At 39.3% G+C, this 23,174-nt stretch carries 19 protein-coding genes; 8 read left to right on the plus strand and 11 right to left on the minus strand.

The genetic code is table 11. The features are described 5' to 3' along the window. The first annotated feature begins 27 nt into the window (after window positions 1-27). From QMA08_RS09085 to QMA08_RS09095, 3 genes are all read left to right on the plus strand, one after another. A complete protein-coding gene (locus tag QMA08_RS09085; RefSeq protein ID WP_024591920.1) occupies window positions 28-705 on the plus strand; it encodes an ABC transporter ATP-binding protein in 678 nt (225 codons plus the stop codon). Continuing rightward, a complete protein-coding gene (locus tag QMA08_RS09090) occupies window positions 692-3,031 on the plus strand; it encodes a hypothetical protein (RefSeq protein ID WP_290174255.1) in 2,340 nt (779 codons plus the stop codon). The genes QMA08_RS09085 and QMA08_RS09090 overlap by 14 nt, the downstream gene beginning before the upstream one ends. A gap of 322 nt (window positions 3,032-3,353) precedes the next feature. Continuing rightward, on the plus strand, window positions 3,354-4,385 hold the full coding sequence (locus QMA08_RS09095) for a LacI family DNA-binding transcriptional regulator (protein WP_024591929.1): 1,032 nt from the start codon (window positions 3,354-3,356) through the stop codon (window positions 4,383-4,385). 95 nt (window positions 4,386-4,480) lie between these two features. Here QMA08_RS09095 and gtfA read toward each other — a convergent pair whose 3' ends face one another. Then, on the minus strand, window positions 4,481-5,953 hold the full coding sequence (gtfA, locus tag QMA08_RS09100; RefSeq protein ID WP_002960098.1) for a sucrose phosphorylase: 1,473 nt from the start codon (window positions 5,951-5,953) through the stop codon (window positions 4,481-4,483). A gap of 176 nt (window positions 5,954-6,129) precedes the next feature. On the opposite strand from gtfA, the gene QMA08_RS09105 reads away from it, so the two are divergent. The 3 genes from QMA08_RS09105 to QMA08_RS09115 all read left to right on the plus strand — a co-directional run bounded on the left by QMA08_RS09105 (window position 6,130) and on the right by QMA08_RS09115 (window position 10,984). Further along, on the plus strand, window positions 6,130-7,356 hold the full coding sequence (locus tag QMA08_RS09105) for an MFS transporter (protein ID WP_039488390.1): 1,227 nt from the start codon (window positions 6,130-6,132) through the stop codon (window positions 7,354-7,356). Window positions 7,357-7,526: 170 nt separating this feature from the next. Next, window positions 7,527-9,923 carry a TonB-dependent receptor gene (locus QMA08_RS09110; RefSeq protein ID WP_290174257.1) on the plus strand — a complete coding sequence of 799 codons (2,397 nt, stop codon included), beginning with the start codon at window positions 7,527-7,529 and terminating at the stop codon, window positions 9,921-9,923. A gap of 113 nt (window positions 9,924-10,036) precedes the next feature. Continuing rightward, complete coding sequence (locus QMA08_RS09115; RefSeq protein WP_290174259.1) at window positions 10,037-10,984, plus strand: carbohydrate kinase; 948 nt, start codon at window positions 10,037-10,039, stop codon at window positions 10,982-10,984. A 45-nt stretch (window positions 10,985-11,029) separates the two neighbouring features. On the opposite strand, the gene QMA08_RS09120 is transcribed toward QMA08_RS09115, so the two are convergent. The 3 genes from QMA08_RS09120 to QMA08_RS09130 form a co-directional block, all read right to left on the minus strand. After that, entirely contained in the window at window positions 11,030-11,419 is a 390-nt protein-coding gene (locus tag QMA08_RS09120; RefSeq protein WP_138490301.1) for a nuclear transport factor 2 family protein, read from the minus strand. Window positions 11,420-11,501: 82 nt separating this feature from the next. Further along, the gene (locus tag QMA08_RS09125; RefSeq protein ID WP_138490300.1) at window positions 11,502-12,152 is read right to left on the minus strand and encodes a DsbA family protein; all 651 of its coding nucleotides are present in this window, start codon (window positions 12,150-12,152) and stop codon (window positions 11,502-11,504) included. Between the two features lie 40 nt (window positions 12,153-12,192). After that, complete coding sequence (locus tag QMA08_RS09130; RefSeq protein WP_290174260.1) at window positions 12,193-13,071, minus strand: MBL fold metallo-hydrolase; 879 nt, start codon at window positions 13,069-13,071, stop codon at window positions 12,193-12,195. A 119-nt stretch (window positions 13,072-13,190) separates the two neighbouring features. Between QMA08_RS09130 and QMA08_RS09135 the strand changes: the two genes are divergently transcribed. Continuing rightward, a complete protein-coding gene (locus QMA08_RS09135; protein WP_290174261.1) occupies window positions 13,191-14,078 on the plus strand; it encodes a LysR family transcriptional regulator in 888 nt (295 codons plus the stop codon). Between the two features lie 95 nt (window positions 14,079-14,173). Here QMA08_RS09135 and QMA08_RS09140 read toward each other — a convergent pair whose 3' ends face one another. The 3 genes from QMA08_RS09140 to QMA08_RS09150 form a co-directional block, all read right to left on the minus strand. Further along, window positions 14,174-14,554, minus strand: coding sequence for an STAS/SEC14 domain-containing protein (locus QMA08_RS09140; RefSeq protein WP_002960091.1), 381 nt, complete (start codon window positions 14,552-14,554; stop codon window positions 14,174-14,176). Between the two features lie 121 nt (window positions 14,555-14,675). Beyond that, on the minus strand, window positions 14,676-15,368 hold the full coding sequence (locus QMA08_RS09145; RefSeq protein ID WP_290174262.1) for a cupin domain-containing protein: 693 nt from the start codon (window positions 15,366-15,368) through the stop codon (window positions 14,676-14,678). Between the two features lie 49 nt (window positions 15,369-15,417). After that, the gene (locus tag QMA08_RS09150) at window positions 15,418-16,038 is read right to left on the minus strand and encodes a glutathione S-transferase (protein ID WP_290174263.1); all 621 of its coding nucleotides are present in this window, start codon (window positions 16,036-16,038) and stop codon (window positions 15,418-15,420) included. 389 nt (window positions 16,039-16,427) lie between these two features. Between QMA08_RS09150 and QMA08_RS09155 the strand changes: the two genes are divergently transcribed. Continuing rightward, on the plus strand, window positions 16,428-16,946 hold the full coding sequence (locus QMA08_RS09155; protein ID WP_272450973.1) for a TetR/AcrR family transcriptional regulator: 519 nt from the start codon (window positions 16,428-16,430) through the stop codon (window positions 16,944-16,946). Window positions 16,947-17,028: 82 nt separating this feature from the next. Here the strand turns inward: QMA08_RS09155 and QMA08_RS09160 are convergent, their stop codons facing one another. The 4 genes from QMA08_RS09160 to QMA08_RS09175 form a co-directional block, all read right to left on the minus strand. Beyond that, window positions 17,029-18,498, minus strand: a complete 1,470-nt coding sequence (locus QMA08_RS09160; RefSeq protein ID WP_182711730.1) for a carbon starvation protein A — start codon at window positions 18,496-18,498, stop codon at window positions 17,029-17,031. A gap of 259 nt (window positions 18,499-18,757) precedes the next feature. Then, complete coding sequence (locus tag QMA08_RS09165) at window positions 18,758-19,675, minus strand: carbohydrate kinase (protein ID WP_290174266.1); 918 nt, start codon at window positions 19,673-19,675, stop codon at window positions 18,758-18,760. A gap of 2 nt (window positions 19,676-19,677) precedes the next feature. Next, the gene (locus QMA08_RS09170) at window positions 19,678-21,201 is read right to left on the minus strand and encodes a mannitol dehydrogenase family protein (protein WP_039488382.1); all 1,524 of its coding nucleotides are present in this window, start codon (window positions 21,199-21,201) and stop codon (window positions 19,678-19,680) included. A 60-nt stretch (window positions 21,202-21,261) separates the two neighbouring features. Continuing rightward, complete coding sequence (locus QMA08_RS09175; protein WP_004334683.1) at window positions 21,262-22,983, minus strand: hypothetical protein; 1,722 nt, start codon at window positions 22,981-22,983, stop codon at window positions 21,262-21,264. Between the last annotated feature and the right edge of the window lie 191 nt (window positions 22,984-23,174).

Consider the following 23,174-nt stretch of genomic DNA (forward strand, 5'->3'; position numbering starts at 1 on the left):
ACAACAACCCCAGCTAAGGAGCGCACAGTGGAGCAGTTAATTACGTTAGAGCAAGTATCAAAGTCATTTTCAGCCAATGCCAAGCCTGTATTGGAAGACATTAATTTAACAATTAATGATGGTGAATCAATCGCTATTTTGGGCCCTTCTGGTAGTGGTAAGTCAACTCTATTATCTATTATTGGTTTACTCGATGAACCAACGGCTGGTGACTATTTACTGCGTAGTGAAAACATTACAGCGTTGACCCGTAAACAAAAGAGTTTGGTGCGCAATGCCCACATAGGCTGGATATTTCAAAACTTTAATTTAATAGCCAGTATGACAGTGCTGGAGAATGTAGTGCAGCCTATGCGCTTTAATAAAGCCATAAAATCTAGTGAGTACATTGACCGTGCAAAAGAGGCGCTTAATGATGTGGGGTTACTAGACAAACACGCCACCACGCCAGATAAGCTTTCGGGTGGCCAACAGCAACGTGTTGCCATTGCAAGGGCTCTGGTAAATAAACCTGCGCTGATATTAGCGGATGAACCGACGGGAAACCTTGATCAAGCTACGGGTGATGAAGTAATTGCGTTATTACAGACGCTATGTGATAAAGGCAGCACACTCATAGTCGTTACACACGATGAAAGCGTTGCACAACGCTGCAAGCGCCGAATCAGAATTTTAGATGGACGGATAGATTATGATGGTAAGTAATCTAGGCTTTGAGCTGTTGACACAATGGCGACGTTGGCGTGGGCAATATTTAAAACTGGCTATATTATTACTTGGATTTGCTTTAACCGCCGCCCTCTTAAGTATCGCGTTGCGCTTAGGCAGCATGCTTTTTTATGAAAACCCAAGCTGGACCAATACAAATAAGCCTTTGTATACCCTAGGCAGGTTGAGCGAAGATAACCGTTTAAGTGCAGTTAGTAAACAAGCGCTTGATCAGCTAAAAACACTACCAATGGTTGAAGATGTATCATGGCTCGTGTTTAAAGAATTCAACTTTTCGATTGATAACGCAAAGTTAAGCAACGTCAGAAGTGCTATTTTTTCACCCAATATGGCCGACAATTTAGCGATTGACGTGCTAAAAAATAACAAAGTGTCTGGTGCGTGGATCACTGAAAAGTTTTGGCGAGAAACACTCAAAAGTGATGCCAATATTAAAGGAAAAATACTTTCCTATAAACGCCTTGAGCGAGGTATACAAATTCTTGGTGTTTTAAATAAAAAATATAACCAAGTGGGAGTTAATCATGTCGATGTATGGCTACCAGAAGATATTTTGCGCTATTCCACTCCTTTTACCAATGACTCAATGGTAGACCGATTTTTACAAGCTGCACCTTTATATTATGGCGTGTTCTCTGCAAAAATGTCTTTTGATCCTGAGCAAACAAAAAAACAATTGGAGAGTATAGATTTAAGTGTTAAAGGTATGTCTTTTGGTAAATCACCATTGCCGCTAGTTATTTTCTCGGGCATAAATTTTGACCCTAAGTCGTATCAGCATATGGTACTACTATGGCAATTATTATTAGGTTTAATTGTTACGCTATTTTTTATTTTAACATTTAGTTTATTTTCAATTTCCAGCAGTAAAGCAATTGTGTTTGCCGATGAGTATAAAACCTTACAGTTGTTAGGCGCACAATCGAACGACTTTATTCGACCTGCGCTCCTTTTTTCATGTCTGAAAATCGTGGTAATAAGTTTGCTTAGTGTATTAAGTCTATACTTACTTAGTCAGTTAATAACTAGCAGTACCAGCTACCAATTATTATTTACTGATAAATACTTGTCTGTAGATAGTGTAAGTTTTATCAGTGCAATCGCAATGATAACTGTGAGCGTAATTTTATGTTCACTCATACCCCTTGTAAATTTGCTCAAGGGATCATTGTTTACTCGTATGGCAAATACTCGGGTGTCGTTGTTTCAAAAGGCGTTAGCCGGAGGAATTTTAGTCATTCAATTAAGCGTTGCTCTAACAGCCACCTATGCGCTGAGTAATGTTGCTCTCTCTCAGTGGCAAAAATATAAACACAGCAATATTAACTTATCTGTTGCTCAGGTAAGTGTAGACTCTGGACACTTTGCGATTTCTTGGCGCCAAGCCTTAAATAAGATACAGCAAGTAGACCCGCAAGCAGTAATTTTGTCATCCCCTTTTGAAAAATTACAACAGTATACGCTTGCTGGGCAAGGTGCAAAGGAAGCTATGGATATCAAAACAAGCTATGTGAGTAGCCATTTTTTTGATTTACTTGATATGGATGTTCAAGGGAAACAATTAGCTAATTGGCAAAATGGTGTGATCATCAACCACGCCCTTGCTAAGCATTTAAGTAGTACGCAAGAGCTGAGTTCACTCATTGGCACGACGATTAGTTACGGTTTAGAAAACCAGCAACTCACAATTATTGGGATCAGTGAGGATATTCCTCATTGGGGTCGCAGGCAAAGCATTATGCCCACTTTATACTTACCCTTGAATATATATGATGAGGAAGTGTTAAAAAATTTTTCAATTCTATCAAGCAACATTGACGCACTTAGTAACAACAGTGACTTTAATCGTTGGTTAAGCGAACAAGCCTCAAATATTAATATCCATAAAGCAGCAACATTAGCAGATATTTTGGCCAAATTTGATCAACAATCAACTGATTTACTTTGGTTTGGATTAATAATTACACTGATCATTCTTGCAGGGATCTTTAGTGGCTTATGGTATCAAGTACTCGCGCAACTTAGGCTAGATAAACAATCTATTTGTGTATTGTTAGCTATAGGGGCTACTGACGGTTTTATCGTTTTTAATCGCTGCAAACAAATACTCTTTGCTTTTATATTGGCGCTCATTACGTGTTTTATTTTTTATGAATTGATTGGATCAACTTTACTTGGCTTTGACTTACTTGCATTATTCATCGCACTTTTAACCACACTAATATTATGTGTAACTGCAACGTTGTCGCCTTTAGTTAAATTACTTAAAACCCCTATTCAGCAAGCTTTAAGAGACTTGTAGGTGATATTAGGCTGTGTGTGGATATACATAGCCTAATTTAGCAATCACTTATTTAGCCTATATAAGGCCCTAATAAAAGAAGCGTAAACACAAATTATAGATGAAGTTAGCGCCCCAATTAAAAATCGTCAATCAGCCAAGTGTCACAAAAATTAATAATGTTATTTAAATCATATAGCACTGTATTAGCATAGCTTTAAAGCAGTTCGGCTTTTTAGTTTAAGTGTAATCACCAACAATTAAGACTATTTTGCAAATTTGCCCTTTGCTAACGCCCTGAATATGTTAGTTTATTAACATGAGTATTGAGTAAAGAATTGGTATGAGTAAGCAAACCCGCTGGACCCTTAAAAGTATTGCTAAAGAGTTAGGTGTGTCTAACGCGACAGTATCTAATGCGTTTAATCGCCCTGATCAGCTATCGGCTAAACGCCGAGACGATATTCTTGCAGCGTGTAAAACTTTGGGCTATTACGGGCCTAATAAGGCCGCGCAATCGTTGCGTAATGGCACATTTAATATTGTTGCTTTAGTGCTGCCCGATAGTGTGGAATACATGGTGTCGGACCCTGTGGCTAGTAGCTTTATGCGCGGTGTTACCTCGGTGCTTGAAAAAAATGGCATTAATGTTTTATTGTTTTCAGGTAATAGCGATAACCTTAACAACGTGGTCGACTTTGTAGATGGCTTTATTTGTTATGGCCGCCCTCGTAATAACGCGTTAGTTGAGCAGTTAAAAACAGTGTCTAAACATGTAGTGACAATTGATTTTGATATTGCTCGCAATGCCTCTGTAAATATTAATAACGAGCAAGCAAGTTACGAAATTGCTAAACACGTACTACATAATCAAAACGATAAAGTGGCTATATTAGGGCTTAGGCTACTTGATGAAAACGTATTATGCCGCGTGTATGAACATCACGAATTTGAAACCGGACAATCTATTTCGCATCAACGTTTACGTGGTTATCAACGCGCTTTAAGCGAGGCAAATATTACGGTGGCTGACGATCGTATTTGGAACATTCCTGAAAGCAGCGAGCGTTTTGCAAATATTGCTGCTAAAGAGGTTTTAAGTGCCTCCCCTCGTCCTAACGTTATTATTTGTATGAGTGATTTAATTGCCCTTGCCACAATGCGAGAAGCAATAAAACAAGGCATAAAAATAGGTGAAGAACTGCGTATTGTGGGCTTTGATGGTATTGATGAAGCAGCCCGATTTGTACCTCGCCTCACCACTATTCATCAAAACAGCCAAGAAAAAGGCGTTATAGCCGCCGAATTATTTATTTCTAAAGAAGAAAAAACTCAGGAAGTCAGTTACGAATTAGAGATTGGTGCGAGTAGTTAGCTTACAAACCTTGTAATAGTTTTATGTGTTAAAAAGCCAAGCTACTTAAGCTTGGCTTTTGCTTTACATGGCGTTTGTAAATTACTTTTATAGTATTAAGCTAAAAATGAATTTAAGTTAATCGTTGTTTCTTCATCACCGTTTACTTGCGTAATAAGTGCATGGCGTAATTTAAAATCAACAGTAAGTGAAATAGTTTGCTCATCTAGTTGCCACGATAAACAACACATACTGCCCTCACCTTGGGCGCTAAATTCACCCGCAAATGCAGGGTGTGAATTGCGAATTTTAATTAATTCAATTAAACCTTTTACTACAGGCTTATTTAAGGCTTTGTCGATTATATTTGCATCTAAATATGGGCGGTTAATATCACGGCCTACATTTGTATTTGTCAGTAATTCCATGTCGTTTTCGCAAGCAAATAGGCCGCCGTAATATACTTGTGGTACACCTGGTGCAAAAAATTGAATTGCACGCGACAGTAAGTAATCAAAGTCTTTAGCGCCTAATGCGTTGTAGTACGTACAGTTAACTTGATATAAGTCGACATTACTCGCCGCAGCGCCCGTAGCTTGGCGGCTTTGGTTGTTGCTGTTAGCGTGCATAGTTTCTACTAGGTTATCAATCTGCTGTGCATTTAATAGCCCTGGTTTGTCGCCCATTGGACCTGCGTCAATAATGCCAATACCGTCGTGTGTATCAAGTACGGTTAAGCAATTACGTGGCGAAATTTGTAACCATTTGAGTAGTGCATCTACATCGTTGTTAAATAAGCTGTGTAAAATAAGCGGTGGTAACGCAAAGTCGTAAACCATATTTACGCGTTTTGCCACTTCTACCTGAGTTTGATAATGGCTATGAATTTCTGCAATGGTTTCCATGCCTAAATCGTTTGCTTGCTTAGATAAGTTATCTAGGTAGCCAAACGTTTCATCAAGCATAAAGCAGTTAGTGCCAGCTTGCTTAATGGCGTAACCCGCCGCATCTAAACGAATAATATTTACATTGTTAGCCGAAAATTTAGTAAGTACGTTATTTAAATACGCAACACCGGCTTCTACTTTTACGTTTATATCAATTTGGTTATCGGTAAAAGTGGTCCAAAAGTCATACGTTTTACCATCACCACATTTCATTGGGGTAAAGCAACTACCAGGACGTGGGCGGTAAATTGCTTTTTGCTCAGCTTCGCTCATACCATTTGGAAATACATCATCTTTGGTTAAAAACAAATCCCAAAATTCTGATTGCTTACCTTTAGCTAATACATCTTGAAACTGAAAAGACTGCGCCGATACATGGTTAACAATTAGGTCAGCCATTAAGTCGAGATCTTTACCTAATACTTGTATGTCTTCCCAAGTGCCTATTCTAGAATCAACTTCACTATGATCAATAGGGTCAAAGCCAGCATCGCTGCCATCAATAGGATTGTAAAATGGCAATAAGTGCACACCACCAAATACGCCTTTTAAAGGGCCGTTTAAAAGTGTGGTTAGCGCGCCTATATTTTGGCCAGTGATTCGATCAGCATATGTGATCAATTGAACTTTATTCTTCATCATTGTGTGATTACCATGTTGAAACTTAATCGATTAAGATATATCTTTAACTAGCGAGTAAGAATTTACAAGTAATTTTTAATAATTTTACATACAAATTTCGTGTCTCACGTAATACTACAGTAAGCAACTGACTGACTTACGAAGTATTAATAGAGAATTTAACGAGGAATAAACACATGACAAAATCACACACACACGTAAGCAGCGACCCACTGCAACAAATACGCTGGCTTACATACATGATGTTTTTTATGTTTGCCATGACCTCTGACGCAGTCGGCATGATAATCCCCGAACTTATAAAAGATTTCGGTTTGAGCATGACTCAAGCTAGTGCATTTCATTACGCCCCCATGGCATTAATAGCCTTTAGTGGATTATTTTTAGGTTTTTTAGCTGACAGCCTTGGCCGTAAAAAAACCATTATGCTAGGTCTATTAATATTTTCTGCGAGTTGTTTTTTATTTGCATTTAGCACCAGCTTTACCTTCTTTTTAGTATTGCTTTGCTGCATAGGCCTGGCCATTGGTTTATTTAAAACCGGCGCACTGGCATTGCTTGGCGATATTTCACATAGTAACGACGACCATACTAAAACCATGAACAAGGTTGAGGGCTTTTTTGGCATTGGCGCTATTGTAGGCCCTGCCCTAGTTGGTGTTTTATTAGTGCAAAACGTTAGTTGGACATACCTGTATATTACTGCGGGCGTAATGTGTTTAATCCTTGCTTTATTAGCATGGCGCGCAGACTACCCTGACGTAGTTAAAACAACTGAAAAGCCAGCCTCTTTGGCAACCACCATGAAAATGGTAAAAAACCCTTATGCACTTGGCTTTTCTTTAGCTATTGCACTTTATGTAGCGACTGAAGTGGCTATTTATGTATGGATGCCGACGCTATTAAAGGACTACACAGGCTCTTGGCCGCTCCTTGCCACTTATGCACTTACTATATTTTTTATACTACGTGCTGCAGGTCGTTTTATTGCCGTATGGTTACTAAATCGTTATAGCTGGCAAGGTGTTATGGCTTATTTAAGCTTAGGTATTGCGCTTTGTTATGTGGGTACACTTATTGGTGGCGTTGACTGGGCTGTAGGGTTATTACCTCTTTCAGGTTTATTTATGTCTATGGTTTATCCAACTTTAAACTCTAAAGGTATATCGTGTTTTCCTGCTGAGCGCCATGGAGCCGTAGCCGGCGTTATATTATTTTTTACCGCATTATCGGCTGCTTTAGCTCCTTTATTTATGGGTATGATCAGCGATTACTTTGGCCATGTGCGCTATGGCTTTTACTTAGCAACAGGGTTTGCCGTGATTTTATTTGTAGCTATGTTGTTCAATTATTTACGCGACCCATCAATGAGTGCTTTACAAGAAAATAACCCAACAGCTTAAAAACTTGTATCTCAATACAATAAAAAACACTTTGAAAATCAACATATGAATAATAAAAGAGCAAATTAAACACAAAATGATTTGCTTATTGTAAAATATTTGTTATTTTTACTTAATCGATTAAGTAAAAATAACAAATCCTACTGGGTTCAACACAACGAGGCGTTCACATGACAACACACAATACACCTTTATATTTAATCAGCGCTTTAGCACTTGCCGTAAGTCAAGGCGTTAACGCACAAGAAACAGACCAAGCAACACCTGAAGCATCACAAAACAAAGGTCTTGAAACAATAGTTGTAACCGGCGTACCACGTCGAACAACAATCATGGCTTCAAGCGTTTCAGTTAGTAGCGTATCACTTGAACAAGTTCAGGTGTCTACTCCTCGCTCAACAGCCGAGGCTTTTAGAATCATCCCTGGTATTCGTGCAGAATCGACAGGTGGCGAAGGTAATGCAAATATTGCTGTTCGTGGCCTGCCAGTTGCTTCAGGCGGTGCAAAATTTTTACAATTACAAGAAGATGGTTTACCTGTACTGCAATACGGTGATATCGCTTTTGGTAATTCAGATATTTTTATGCGATTAGATAACACTGTGCAAACTATCGAATCGGTTCGTGGTGGCTCAGCATCTACTGCAGCAAGTAATGCACCTGGTGGCATTATTAACTTTATCTCTAAAAATGGCGAAAACGAATCTGGCAGTGTATCTACAACACTTGGCTTAGATTACGACAGCGTTCGTACAGACTTTGAATACGGCACTTACTTAACCGATAGCGTGCGTTTTCATGTTGGTGGCTTTGTTCGACAAGGCGAAGGCCCGCGCGAAACAGGTTACACGTCTAATAAAGGTGGCCAAATAAAAGCTAACCTTACAAAAGATTTCGACAACGGTTACGTTCGCCTTTACTACAAACACTTAGACGATAAGAGTGTTGGCTACCTTCCAATGCCAATGTACTCAAATGGTGACTCTATTGCTGGATTTGATGCGCAATCAGACACACCTCACTCAGCGTTATTTACTAAAACAGTACGTTTAAATGGTGAAAACCAAATCAGTAGCGGCGATATTCGCGATGGTATGAATCCAAAGGTTGACTCTGTTGGTTTTGAAGCTGTATTTGATTTAGATAACGATTGGCGTATCGAAAACCGTTTTCGTAAATCATCAATAAGCGGCAACTTTAACTCGCTTATTCCTGCTGAGGTTGGCAGCGCATCATCTATTGCACAGAGCATTGGTGGTGTAGGCGCAACACTCAGTAACGCAAACACGGGCGCTGCATTTAACGACGACCTCGCTATGCGAATTCATACGTTTGACGTAACAATGAACGACTTCGATTCATTAGTAAACGACTTTAAACTAACTAAATCGTTTGATGATGACACCAGCATTACCTTTGGTTATTACGCGTCAACACAAAACATTGCTATGTCGTGGTTATGGAATTCATACCTTATGGAGCTTAAAGGCGACAATGCAGCATTATTAAATGTTACTGCAGCTGACGGTACTGAATTTTCAGAAAATGGTTTATATGCGTATGGCACACCTTACTGGGGAAACTGTTGCCAACGTGATTACGACACAGAGTACGACACCCGTGCACCATACGTTGCATTCTCTACTAAATTAGGCGACGTAAGCATTGATGCAAGTGCCCGTTACGACAGTGGCGAAGCTCGCGGTAACTACGCAGGTGCCGTAACATCAACTGTAGATATGAACCGCGACGGTGAAATATCAATCCCTGAGCAAAACGTTGCTGGAATTGATACAGCAAACGCCAGCCCAGTAAATTACGACTGGAACTATTCTTCTTATTCAATTGGTGCTAATTATCAAATTGATCCAAGCCTTGCTACGTTTGCACGTATTAGTAAAGGTGGGCGTGCAAATGCTGACCGTCTTTTATTTGGTAAAGTACGCGCCGACGGCTCTGTTGCAAAAGAAGACGCTGTTGATGAAGTAAACCAGTTTGAGTTTGGTGTTAAAAAGCGCTTTGATTCATTATCAGTGTTTGCTACTGCGTTTTTTGCCGAAACTGAAGAGCAAAATTTTGAAGCAACATCACAAACGTTTTTTGACCGTGAATACGAAGCAAAAGGGATTGAAATAGAATCTACTTACTTTATTGATGCATGGGATTTTCGCGGTAATTTAACCTGGACCGATGCAGAAATAGCAAAAGATGCGCTTAACCCAGATGTTGTAGGTAATACGCCACGTCGTCAAGCCGATTTAATTTACTCATTAATGGCACGTTACAACTATGAAAAAGGCGCTGCAGGGGTAAGTTTCATTGGTACTACCGATGCCTACGCTCAAGATAATAACGATCTACAATTTGACGGCTACACACAGGTAAATGGCTTTGTAAGCTATGACTTATCTGAAAACCTTAATATTGCGCTTAATGTGAATAACCTATTTGATACAGTAGGTATTACAGAAGCAGAAGAAGGTTCAGTACCTGAAAATAACATTATTCGTGCCCGTACTATTAACGGCCGCACAACGTCGGTAACTTTAAAATACGCTTTTAACTAAATGTGTGTATTGCGCTGCGGTGAGTAGTCACTGTAGCGCCTTTTAAAGTATGAATAAATAACACCCTTCACGTTTTTTAGCCTAGCCTTGCTAGGCTTTTTAGGATATTCCAAATGACTAAACTCCTGTGCTTAGGCGAGCTATTAATTGATATGCTGCCACAAGATGCTAATAACTCAGCCTATTTACCTATACCAGGTGGCGCGCCTGCCAATGTAGCTGTTGGCTACGCAAAACTCGGCGCAGAGGCTGCATTTTGTGGAGGCAAAGGGGACGATCATTTTGCCAATCAATTAAGTAATGCATTAGCGCAATACAATGTAAATACAGACTATTTATTTACCATTGCAGGCTCACAAACCGCCATGGTTATAGTAAGCCTTGATGAAACCGGCGAGCGTAGTTTTGGCTTTTATCGCCATAACACAGCCGATGTACTATTAACGCAGGCGCATTTAGCGCATATAAATTGGCAAGAAATAAGCACACTACACTTTTGTTCAAACACATTAACCGAATCAGCAATTGCCAACACAACGGTTAAAGCGCTAGAACTTGCAAAAGCGAATAATAAGCTCGTCAGTTTTGATGTGAATTTACGCTACAGCTTGTGGGAAAACACAAGCGATATAGCAAGCAATGTAAAAGCCTGTTACACCTATTGTGACATAGTAAAACTCTCGCGTGATGAACTTAATTTTTTAGCCCAGCATAGCGATACAAGCGGTGAAAAATACATTCAAATGCTATTAAATACCGGAGTAAAACTGGTGTTTTTAACCGATGGGCCAGAGCCTGCCACGGTTTACCACAGCGCATTTACACTTAACGAATCGGCACCAAAAATAAACGCCGTAGATACAACAAGCGCAGGTGATGCATTTATAGCGGGGGTTTTATACTACTTAAATAACTTAGGAAGTGATTTACAACTAGCAGATAAACTAAATGATAAAGCGAGCGTAAAAGGCGCTCTGCACTTTGCTCTTAAATGTGGCTCTAAAGCGTGTTTAGCTAAAGGGGCATTTCCGGCATTACCTGTGCTGGCTGATGTACTTTAATAGACCTAATGTTTTTTAAGTTCAAATCTATGCAGTAACGCGTTGTTACTGCATAGCATCAAACACCATTTTACTATCCACTATTTGTTCAAAGTGCGTTATTTTTTGATTTTTAAGCTGCCAAATATGCGCGACCCTAGCTTGCATTTTTTTACCCGTTTTAATATAAGTACCAGAGTACGTGCCATACACTACAACAGTATTATCTTGGGATAAGTAGTTTTGTGGCGTAAACATGTAGTTATACCACTCGCTTGCAAGCTTTTGAAAAACATGTTCAGTAATGTCATTCATACCATGGTATGTACCAGCATAAGCAAAACCGTCAGCCTCTTTCCAAGTAATAGTATCACTTGCATGAGCAACTAAATTTTGCCCATTCTCTTGCGATGTTTTGCCTACATACGTACTTTTAATTATGTCTATGTTGCTCATTTTTGCACACCCTTGCACTATAAAAAGGAAGCTCAATAAAGCTGTAATATAAACAGCTTTATTATTTAGAAATTTCATCGCACTATACTAGCCCAACTGATTGCTGTAAGTAGGTAACCCACTGCTCAGTTTTTCCATAATAATGGGCTATATCGGCTTTTTGCCACTTACCTGTGTCAAATTCAAATGCTGCACTAGGAAAACCTTGCCCATGAATATTGTGCAATAAGCCACGGCTTTGTGCTATATGTTGATCTGTTGCATCGCCTTCTAGCGCATTAAAGTGGGTTTCAAATAAGGCCTTGTTTAAACCCAGCTCCAATGCAATATCAGTCAGTACATGCAGCTGCATAATGTTTTTACCCTGAGCATAATAAGCATGTTGAATACTATTAAGCATTTCCCCACCTGATATACCAAGCTCTTGCGCTGCCAATATAGCGGTAATAGCCGGAGCCGAGTTGAGTATAATATCGTTGGTTTTTAAAAGCCCATCAGTATAGTTACTACCAAATACCTGTCCGGTTTTCTTCGCTATGACACTGTCGTTTTTAAGTGCAAATTCACGCCATGCAGGAGTCACAGGTTTGACATTATCACCTGTTAGCATGCCTCCACTGTGTACTTTTACAATTAAACCATCAATATTTTCAGCAGCGGTGATCAAGGGCACGCTGCCGTAAGTCCAACCACATAAAGGGTCAACAATTATATGTAACGTTACGCTTTTCATTAATATTTCCTATCTAAATAATTGTTTAACGCAAGGGCGCTCAGTGCCATTGCATCTCACCCATAACCACTTTTGAGCCCAACTCTAAAATGCTTCTTGCACCTAAATCAGGGTAAGCTTGAGTCATGATCTCTACAAATTCAGCTGAGTTTTTTGAACTTTTTGCAGCGCTATCCGCTTTATTTAAGTACCCTTTCATGAATGACACACCAGAAAGGTCTTGTTTACTGCCCTGTAAAAAATGACCTGGAATAACAGTCTGAGGTTTTAAATTCTCGATGTTATCTAATGTTGACTGCCAAGTTTGACGCTCTGCGGCAGTGCTCGAATCGGCCAACCACACATGCATTTGATCAAATACTACAACCCCACCCAGCACTGTTTTTATAGAAGGGATCCAAAGGTAAGTATGCTTTGGATCATGCTGTAAATTTTTAATAATAATTTCTTTCCCATCTATAGTTAGGGTATTTGATAGTATTACTTCTGGCAAAATAATTTCTTTAGGTGCATTGCTCTTTAAAATAGGCCCCCAATAATTTAACTTTCCTTGCATTGAGCGTTTAATATTCTCTACTGTTGATTTAGTCGCTAATAACTTTGCTTTTGGAAAAGCAGCTTTAATTACATCTAAACCAAAGTAAAAATCAGGGTCGCTGTGACTAATATAAACAGCTGTTAATGTTTTACCGCTCGCTTTTATTTTTTTAACCAATGCTTGTGCATCATTACGCTGAAATTGGGCATCCACTAATAACACTTCGTTATCACCACTTATAATGCTTGATGAAACAGCAAAAATACTTTTGTCTTGTGGGTTATATACATCCACAACTAATTCACTTTGCGCTAATACCGGTTGCATTAATGTGCTTGCTAATAAAGCTGTTGCTGCTAGTACGTGTTTAACTTTTTTCATTCTCAGTAGCCTGTTTGTTATTTCGTTAAGATGAGGCTATTGTATGTTGCAATTTAAGAATGAAAAACTAGGCAGAATGCAACTGTCTGTTGCATAAATCGAACATATAGGCAAAGTGAATGGATAGAATTATTGCAGCTGATGTATTTATAAAAATTGTAGAGCAGAAAAGTCTAGCCGGTGCTGCCCGTGCTTTAGATATGTCTAGATCTATGGTTACACGGTATTTGAATCAAATGGAAAAGTGGGCAAATACCCAACTACTCCATCGGTCAACAAGAAAAATAACACTCACGTCAGAGGGTGAAAAAGTACTTAATCACAGCCGAGAGCTCATTGCCATCGCCCAAAACATTAGTGCGCCGATAGAAAATAATAACAGATTAAACGGGCAAATTAGGTTGTCGTGCTCGCCTTTTTTAGCACATGATGTACTACCAGATATGTTGCAACAATTCTTACACGCTCATCCCGAAGTCAGTATTGATGTACAAATTAGTAATCACGTTACAAATTTGGTAGAAGAGCGAATAGATTTAGCAATTAGAATTACCAATGACTTAGATCCTAATATAATTGCTCGCCCACTTGGGAAATGCCATTCAGTATTATGTGCAAGCCCAGAATATTTAGAAAAAAACTCTAAGCCTATAACTACGGATGACTTGAGTCGCCATAACTGTTTAAACTATTCACGGTTTGAAAAAAGTATGTGGCATTTTTCACACCCTGAAAAACCCGTATCTGTAGCGATTGCTGGTAACTTCAGTGCTAATGATTCGAGCTTACTGTTAAAAGCTGCTCTTAATAATCAAGGAATAACTCTACAACCTAAGTTTGCTGCGCAGAAATATATAAATAATGGAAAGTTAATACATTTACTACCACACCTTAAACCACAAACTTTGAGCATATACGGTATTTACCGCTCTAGGAAACATCAGTCACTTGCACTTCGTTCATTTATTGATAGCTTAGTAACGTATTTTGATAAAATTGATACTTAACAATAAGCGAAAACTATTAAACGTTCGCTATAAGTCCTTTATTTAAGAGTTGAAATAGCGCTTTGTAAGCGCTATTTTTTGAAAGAAGGGATTTATTATTCGTCTAACCAATCTATGGCTGCGGTAGCATTTTCAAAGTATTGAACCTCACCCGATATAAACCAGTTACCTATTTTTGCCATTCGAGCTTGCCACTCTTTATTACCGTAAATAGCTACTTTTTTAAATTCTTTAGAGTGTTTAACACCTAACTTTAAGTCATCCCAAGCTGCACGTAATTCCCAACCTTCAAGTTCACTACCGTCTATTAATGCATTCACCACTGGATGCTTAACTTCGCCAAGAGCTGAGTTTATCATTGGGGTAATTATTTTGTAGTCGTCGTGAGTAAGCGTACCAACGGCTTTAAGTTTCAAAAAAAACTCTCTTCCTGCACGTTCAAGACCAATAGATAAACCATGTGTTGTGTGTACCATTACTGCTCTCCTTAAATAGGCTGAGTGGTAAAAGTACACCTTCTAAAATTAATTAGTCCTGAACTAAATCAATAAATAGTCCTGAACTAAATTAATAAATAATCTCAAATAAACGACTCAATCACACATTTTGTACGCGAGATATCTGATTTTCTACATCAGTTAAATGGCCCGTTTTAAGCCATACTTTTGCACCATTACTTCCCGCTTTAACGTTAACGGAGCTATTAATAGGCACTCTTAACCAACTGTTTTTTATAAGGGTATCGGCTTGCTCATCAAATGAGCCTTCAAGTACTAGCAGCTCTGCTCCACCTTTTGCGTTTATAACCATGCAGACGTTGGGCTTAAAGTGCAACAAGCTTACCTCTTCAAAGTCGTCTTTGTATAAAGGGGTTACGGCAACATTTTTGAAACTAGGATGCACCGTACTTTGCATCAAGTTTGTTTGCAAACGCACGTGCGTTCGATCATCTGGTTGAAACTGCCATAACTTTACAAATATAACGCAGCCATTTTCAGACCCCGGCTTATGCTTTGATTGCGGTGGATTACGGATATAAGAACCTGCCGCAAAGTCACCATGCTCATCTTGAAATACCCCTTCAAGCACAACAAACTCTTCACCGCCTGTATGTACATGCGGCGAAAACTCACTGCCAGGTGCATAACGAACAATGGTCGTTGCGCGAGCAACTTCGTCGCCCACTCTATCGAGCGCTCGCCTATCAACGCCCGCCATTGGCGATGCAACCCACGGGAGCGTTTCGCTATGTACCACAACTCGTTTACTAAAATCGGCAGCAATTTTCATATTTGGCTCCTAAGCGTAACTTCACTTAAATTTTAAACTAATAACCTAATTAAGCCGCAACACTTGGGCGTTTTGCTACTTTTTCTTGCCATGCAACTAAATGGGTAAGCTCATTCGGGATTGCTATTTGTGCAAATCCAGCAAATACCAACCCAGCATACAATGTAATATCAGCAATACTAAATTGTTTACCAGCAACAAACGCCGATTGCGCTAGTACATCATTAAAATAGCTAAACCCTTGGCGCGCTTTTTCGCCTTGTTTTTCACCCCAAGCCACATTTTGATATGTTTCAAGCTCTGGACCTAAGCCATCAGTTGCATGATGAAAGTAAGTTGCCACAGCGTCAAGCACCATAGATTCTGCACGCTTTTGCATCATGTTAATTACTGCACGCTCTTTTGCGGTTTCACCCATTAAAGATGGGCCTTCGAATGCGGTATCAATATACTCAGTAATAGCGGTACTTTCTGATATAAACGTGCCGTCATCTAGCTCTAATACCGGCACACCTGCTAATGGGTTTTTAGCTAAAAAGGCTTTTGTTCTGTGTTCACCATTTAATAAATCAACAGGTACAAACTCAACATTTGAAGTGGCATTTTTTTCAGCTAGTGCGATACGAACACGAAGTGGATTTGGAAAGTTTTCTACATCATAAATTTTCATAGCAATCTCTATCTTTATTGTTTAGAAGTGAATTAACGGCCCAGCCTACCTATCGATAGGTAATTTATAATATTAAACCAAATTTAAGTCAACGTTTAAATTATTCTGATTTATGGGATTTAACATAATTCATAATAAAATTAGGGGGTTGCTTAAAAGTAAAAACGCTTGTAAATAACTACCTACTGGTCGATAATTTTGCTGTACCAATTGCATTAAATAAGTGATCTATTATTGCACTAAGAAAATAGCGCAATAACAAGGCGAAAATTATGACATGCAGTTGTTCTATATGAATAGTTTTTAACGCAGTTAGTAAGTTGTTTAATGCGATAGAATGATCATGTTTTTAATAAAATTGGTATTGCTACGGATAGGAAATATTAAAAATGAGTAAAAAAGAAGCTTTATTAAAAGCCGCTGAAAACAAGGTGCGACTTGGCGGGTACAGTAATTTTAGTTTTAGAGAGCTGGCCAGCGAAGTCGGCATTAAAAGCGCCAGTGTGCACTATCACTTTCCGACTAAGGCCGATTTAGGTGCAGAGCTTGCTCATCAATATACTGATTCTTTTTTAGCTGCGTTAGGCGAGCCAAGCGAGCTTAAAGCAAACGGTAAAAATCCTATTGATGTGTACACACAGCTTTTTAGACGTGCATTAGTAACCGATAAAAAAATGTGTTTATGTGGTTTGCTAGGAGCCGAAAGCGATAGCCTTCCAGATAAAGTACGCCTTGAAGTAAAGCGCTTTTTTAATCAAAACCTAACATGGCTTAGCGCTGCACACTTAGCTAATGGTGAGCCTAACCCCGCTCAAGCAGCTATTCAAACAGTGAGCTTGCTTGAGGGCGCTATGATGATAAGCAAAACGCTCGACGATAATAGTTACTTTGAACTTGCAACTCAGTAATACCTAAATTTAGTACACAAAAAAAGCGAGCTATTGATTACAATAGCTCGCTTTTTAATGCTTGAAATAACTTATGTGATTATTAAGCCGCTGTTGGTTTAACTTTATGCTTAGAGTGCACAATTGCTAAAACAATTAAGCCAATCACTGTTACTACAGCGCCAATAGGTTTACCTAAATCGCTTGATAAGTTAAGACCAATTGCTGCAGTGCCAATATAAGAAACCGTTACCGCTGTTGCTATAACAGCAGGAACACTGGCAATCCAATGGAATGTACCACGGTCAAACAAGTACTTAGTGGCAAGCCATAATACGCTTGTAGAAAGCAGCATGTTTGAAAATGCAAAGTAGCGCCAAATTAATGAGAAATCGAGCTTCGTCATAAAGTACGCTATAGCAAGTATAGGCACCGCCACTAATAAGCGATTACGTAAGCTTTGTGGAATATTAAACGCATCAACAACTGTTAAACGTAGTGAGCGGAACGCTGTATCACCAGAAGTAATTGGGAATACGGCTACTGCAATAATTGCCATTATACCGCCAAATACGCCTAAGTAACTGTTAGCTACATGGTTAACAACTAAGCCTGGACCACCTTGGTCAAGCAACGCTTTTAAGCCCGCGTAACCATCTGGGAATGCTGCAATACCAGCAAGTGCCCATACACAACCTACAATACCTTCACACATCATAGCGCCGTAATAAACAGGACGTACGTATTTTTCGTTAGTTAAACAACGCGCAATAATAGGCGCTTGAGTAGAGTGAAAACCACTAATAGCACCACAGGTGATTGTTATAAATAACAGTGGCCATGTTGGTAGTCCATCTGGGTTTGGCTCTAAAAAGTCATGTGCGTGGTCAGCTTCAAAGTAAGCTAAAAAGTCACTTGGTACAGGTAAGTGCGGCGCATTAATAAGTAATGAAATAGCAATTGCCACTGTCATTACAATCATTAGCGCACCAAAAATTGGGTAAAACTTAGTGATAATTTTATCAATTGGTAGCAAGGTCGCTAAAAAGTAATACGCTAAAATGGCAAGTACCCAAAAGGTATTATTTGCCAGTATTGTACCTTCAAAAAAATCAAGGTTACTTAGCAAACCTGCAGGGCTCATAATAAATACTACACCTACAAAAAACAGTAGCATGGCAGTAAATACAAGCATAAAGCCTTTAAATACGACGTTGTAATAATGGCCTGCGATTTCTGGTAGGCTTTTACCGTCTTCTTTTATACTCATTACACCTGAGAAGAAGTCGTGTACAGCGCCACCTAACACATTACCAAGTACAATCCATACTAGTGCAACGGGTCCGTATAAAGCACCTAAAATTGGGCCAAATATTGGACCTACGCCAGCAATGTTTAAAAACTGAATTAAAAATGCTCGTACAGGGTGAATAGCTACGTAATCAACACCTTCGCTAAAGCGTTTTTGTGGTGTGTCAGCAGTTGAATCCAAACCGGCTTGTTTTTCAACAAATGGGCTGTAAAACTTATAGCCCAGTATTAAAATAGTGAGGCAGATAAAAAAGATGATCATAAAGCACGTTTCTCTTTTTGTATTTTAGTTATAGAGCGCATTGTGTGTCGCCCCGCCTTTTCAATCCGTGAATAATCGACGAACGATAACAAAGCTTTAACCCTCAAACAATAAGACGTTTAGCTAATACAATAATCGATATAAGCCACTATTTACGCAACCTGCGCACTTAACACTCACTTATCGCCTATGTCTTATTTTAGGCACAAAAAAAGCGGTTAAACTTTTACGTATAACCGCTTTCACACACAATGTTTTTTTAAAGTGGGTTCATAAACTCACTAATTTGTTGATGCGTTAAAGTAGGTGTTGCACCAGAACTTTCGGCGACCATTGCTCCAACGGCACATGCAAAGTCAACGGCATATTGCGCGTCGTCGTTGCTACAAAGCTGATAAATTAACGAACCTAAAAACGAATCCCCTGCGCCAACAGTGTCAATTACGCTAATTAAATAACCTGAATTATAAAAATTTTCGCCTTTGATTGTTAATAAAGCACCGTGGCTGCCTTTGGTTACACATAAGTAATCGGTACTTGTTTGCTGTGCTATAAACGCTAAATTTTGTTCAAGCGAATGAAACTTACAACCCATCGCTTTTGCAATTTCGTATAGCTCTTCATCGTTTAACTTAATAAAGTCTGCTTTATTCATTAAATCTACAAGTGTTTCTAGCTTGTAATGCGGTGCACGTAGATTTACGTCAAATACTTTAAAGTTTGCTACATCAACGAGTTGATTTAACGTAGCTAAAGACGCTTCGCTTCGCCCAATTAGGCTGCCAAATACAAATACATCGCTACTTTTAACTTTACTAAGTAACTCATCGGTAAGCGCTATATTATCCCACGCAGTGTCTGCCACTATTTCATAACTTGCAGAGCCACCACTGTCGAGCGTTACCTCAACCGTGCTAGTTTTTTTGTCACTATTAATAGCAATGTATTCGCAGCTTACGCCTTTGCTAGTAATTTCGCCTAGTAACTCAGCGCCTAACTCATCGTTACCAACAGCGCTGATCATGTCGGCTTTAATGCCTAGTGAGTTAATACGCACACACATATTAAGTGGCGCGCCACCTAAGCGTTTACCTGAATCAAAACAATCCCACAGCACTTCGCCAAAACAGCTAACACTTACGTTTTCGCCTGATTTATGATTAATTAAAATGCTCATAATTAGTTACTCTTTTGATCAAGTACAGCCTGCATAATGGCTTTAATTTTACTATTAGGTGCATACAGCGCAGCAATCGACTTTTTATATTCAGCAGTAAACGTTTCGTTATGCTCAAGCTTACCAAACAAGCTCGTTAACTTTAAAAATGCAATCGGGCTAGTTTGAGTCTCTTGCGCGTAAGAATTAAGCTCTTTGTGCATAGCATCTTGAATTTCAAGTTGCTCGCCGTTTTCAGTTAAACCTTTATCGCTGTATAAACACCAAGTAGCAATAACAAGCGTTGCCAGTGATACATCTCGACCTTGTACTAGGTTTTCGTTAATTGTGGCAATTAAAAACTTAGGCAGTTTAGCTGAGCTTTCACTACAGATACGCGCTAGGCTGTCTTTAATATTAGGATTAGCAAATCGCTCTATTAACGTATCTTTGTAACTTTCAAGGTCAATGCCTTCAAGTGGTTCAAGATTTGGGGTTACTTCTTTATCCATAAAAGCACGTAGGTATGTGGCAAATAATTCATCCGATACCGTTTCGTCAATAGTGCCATAGCCATGGATTGAACCTAATAAACCAAGCACAGAATGCCCTGCATTAAGTAAACGTATTTTCATGGTTTCATAAGGCGTTACATCAGTAACAAACTGTGCACCAACAACATCCCAATTTGGACGAGAGTCACTAAATGTGTCCTCTATTACCCATTGTGTAAACGACTCACAGGTAATTGGCCACTCGTCGCTAACACCATATGCATCAACAACGTAATCAATATCACTCTTTTTAGATACCGGTGTAATACGGTCAACCATCGCATTTGGAAACGATACGTTTTGCTCAATCCACTCACTTAAGTCTTTGTCTTGCTCTGTAGCAAAGGCTAAAAGCATTTTGCGTGTTACGTTACCGTTGTGCTGAATGTTATCGCACGACTGTACTGTAAACGCGCCTAGGCCTTGCTCTTTACGCAATTTTAACGCAGCGGTAATGTAGCCAAACGCTGTAATTGGGTCGTTTGGGTTATTAATGTCGTTAATAATATCTGGATTGCTGTAATCAAACTCGCCCGTTGCAGGGTTAAAGTTGTAACCGCCTTCGGTAATAGTAAGCGACACAATTTTAGTATCGCTGTGCGCTAGCTTATTAATTACCGCTTGTTTGTCCTCTGGAGCAAACAAAAAGTCGATCATTGAGCCAATTACTTTGTTATCTATTGTACCGTCTGGGTGTCTAACAGTAAGCGTGTAAAGGTAATCTTGCTGCTTTAAAATATCACGCAGACCACGGTTACCCTCTAAAAGGCCAACACCACATATACCCCATTGCTCAGAGCCCGGAGTTTTTAAAAGCTCGTTAACATACACTGCTTGGTGAGCACGATGAAAACCGCCCACACCAATATGTACAATACCGGCTTTAACTGCGCTACGGTCGTAGGTTGGTGTATCAACATGGCTTGGTAATTGAGCCAAGCTCTGTTGGTTTAGCCCTGTAACTAGAGCGTCAGTGTGTTGGTATTGTGTCATGGTGTGACCTTACTAAACAAAGATAAAATATAAATTACGATACTGTATTACGATAAGTAATTACGATGCTGTATTGAGTACTTTATGGCGCTTTAACGACCAGTACGCAGTAACAAAATAAATAACAGTACAAATAAAACAGGCTATTTCGAATTGCGATTTATTAGCGCTGTACATACTCATAGTTTCACTGAAAAACATCACTTGGCTTGCAAATATAAAAATAATAACCAGTGAAACCGTAGAAACCGCGTTAAGTACTTTTGTAAATACAGAGCTGTCAATTACTGGCTTTGGAATGTCTTTAGCCTCAGCTGCTTGATATTCTTTAATATCACGTTGCTCTTGCTTTTCTGCTGCAATTTCTTGTGTGTAATCGTCACCAGCACCGTATTTTTTAGCTAAAAGCGTGTAAACAACAATGGTGAAAATCCATGTAGGGATAAACAAGTAGTAAAACGACATTACATCAATTGCGTTCAAGCCAAAGCCAAACACAAGTGCTAACGCCCAAGATGCTATAGCCGGTACGCTGCGGGTAATATTTTTATATTTAGCCCAGTAACGTGTTAGGCCAATTTTAGGAAATAACACATGCTCAGCAAACACAATGCCGCCTACTGGTACAACTAATAAGCCTGCGTAAGTAAGTAGCGGAAGCATTTGAGAAAATACAAACGGGAAACATGCAATAATTACGGTTACAACACCTACAATAGCGGTTGTGCGTTCACGTGATTGATTAACAAATATAGATTGTGCTGCAAGGCCTGCACGGTAAAGGTTTGCGTTAGCTGTAGTCCAACCGGCAATAATTACAATAACAAAACCAGTCCAACCTAATGCATGGTATGCAACATCGCCCGGATCAAGTGATGAAATAGTTGTTTTAAGTAATACCGCAACACCTGCGCCCATAATACCGGCAGAGATCCACGCTAAGTAATGACCAAAAAACATGCCCACACCAGAAAACAAACCATAGCTTTTGCGTTTAGCAAATCTAAAAATAGCCATGTCGATTAAACCAAAGTGAGTTATTGAGTTAGCAGCCCATGCAAAGCCAATCACTTCTAATAGGCCAATGCCCTTTTCACCATCGGCATTGGTGCCCGTCCATATGGAGGAGTCGCCTATGGTCATAAAGTCGCTAAAGCTAGTTAAAGAGGTAGAACCTAATACGTGATTTGAAAGCTCAGGGAATAACGCGAACGAGCCTGCAATAAATATAACAAATAGCCACGGCGCACACAGCTTTGAAAAGTCAGCAACCGTAGAAAAGCCATACATCGCAACAAATACAACAATAGAGCCAACAGCTAAAACAATGGCTACAAACCAAAAGCTATTTGGATACCAATCAAGTTGCGCAGGTATATCAAACAAAAACCGCACGGCGGTGGAGGATACCGTGATCATCGCGGCCGATATAACACTAAAAATAACCACATTAGCCCAGTTATAGAGCTTGGTCATTGAGTTACCAGCAATTTTGTTTAAGTAGTTATATAAACTTAAGCGGGTTTCTACTGCAATGGGTGCAGTAATTAGCCACCAAGAACACATTGCTAACAGGTTACCTATTAATAAACCCAGTAGAATGTCGATGGTTGAAGCGCCTAATGCAACAAACGTTGCACCAATAACAAATTCAGTAGCCGCAACATGTTCGCCAGCGTATAGCCCTGCAAAATGCTTCCAGCCGTGAAGCTTATTATTAGCAACAGGAAGTTGCTCTTCGTTTACATCTTTAAATGTTTGTGTGTGTGGACTCGTTGCCATGGTATTTCCTATTGTTAACAGCAAAGTACTTAATACCTAAATACTTCGCCTTTTATAATTTGGTTTATAAACGCATGATGTTTTGCCACGTTTTGTTTTATTTTTAGTAAAGCAAAACCATCTACATTTATATTTTGCGTTTGCTTGCCTGTCAGTGAGTAAGGCGAGCAAATCGCGTTTAAAACTTTGTG

Origin of the sequence: Pseudoalteromonas sp. APC 3355 (assembly GCF_030407615.1) — a bacterium.
Taxonomy (GTDB): Bacteria; Pseudomonadota; Gammaproteobacteria; order Enterobacterales; family Alteromonadaceae; genus Pseudoalteromonas; species Pseudoalteromonas distincta.

Coding starts and splice junctions, on each gene's coding strand:
- QMA08_RS09130 (WP_290174260.1), bottom strand. CDS start 13,071: ATGAAAAAAGTTAAACACGTACTAGCAGCAACAGCTTTATTAGCAAGC.
- QMA08_RS09120 (WP_138490301.1), bottom strand. CDS start 11,419: ATGAGCAACATAGACATAATTAAAAGTACGTATGTAGGCAAAACATCG.
- QMA08_RS09095 (WP_024591929.1), top strand. CDS start 3,354: ATGAGTAAGCAAACCCGCTGGACCCTTAAAAGTATTGCTAAAGAGTTA.
- QMA08_RS09115 (WP_290174259.1), top strand. CDS start 10,037: ATGACTAAACTCCTGTGCTTAGGCGAGCTATTAATTGATATGCTGCCA.
- QMA08_RS09175 (WP_004334683.1), bottom strand. CDS start 22,983: ATGGCAACGAGTCCACACACACAAACATTTAAAGATGTAAACGAAGAG.
- QMA08_RS09135 (WP_290174261.1), top strand. CDS start 13,191: ATGGATAGAATTATTGCAGCTGATGTATTTATAAAAATTGTAGAGCAG.
- QMA08_RS09140 (WP_002960091.1), bottom strand. CDS start 14,554: ATGGTACACACAACACATGGTTTATCTATTGGTCTTGAACGTGCAGGA.
- QMA08_RS09145 (WP_290174262.1), bottom strand. CDS start 15,368: ATGAAAATTGCTGCCGATTTTAGTAAACGAGTTGTGGTACATAGCGAA.
- QMA08_RS09105 (WP_039488390.1), top strand. CDS start 6,130: ATGACAAAATCACACACACACGTAAGCAGCGACCCACTGCAACAAATA.
- gtfA (WP_002960098.1), bottom strand. CDS start 5,953: ATGATGAAGAATAAAGTTCAATTGATCACATATGCTGATCGAATCACT.
- QMA08_RS09125 (WP_138490300.1), bottom strand. CDS start 12,152: ATGAAAAGCGTAACGTTACATATAATTGTTGACCCTTTATGTGGTTGG.
- QMA08_RS09155 (WP_272450973.1), top strand. CDS start 16,428: ATGAGTAAAAAAGAAGCTTTATTAAAAGCCGCTGAAAACAAGGTGCGA.
- QMA08_RS09170 (WP_039488382.1), bottom strand. CDS start 21,201: ATGACACAATACCAACACACTGACGCTCTAGTTACAGGGCTAAACCAA.
- QMA08_RS09090 (WP_290174255.1), top strand. CDS start 692: ATGATGGTAAGTAATCTAGGCTTTGAGCTGTTGACACAATGGCGACGT.
- QMA08_RS09165 (WP_290174266.1), bottom strand. CDS start 19,675: ATGAGCATTTTAATTAATCATAAATCAGGCGAAAACGTAAGTGTTAGC.
- QMA08_RS09150 (WP_290174263.1), bottom strand. CDS start 16,038: ATGAAAATTTATGATGTAGAAAACTTTCCAAATCCACTTCGTGTTCGT.
- QMA08_RS09110 (WP_290174257.1), top strand. CDS start 7,527: ATGACAACACACAATACACCTTTATATTTAATCAGCGCTTTAGCACTT.
- QMA08_RS09160 (WP_182711730.1), bottom strand. CDS start 18,498: ATGATCATCTTTTTTATCTGCCTCACTATTTTAATACTGGGCTATAAG.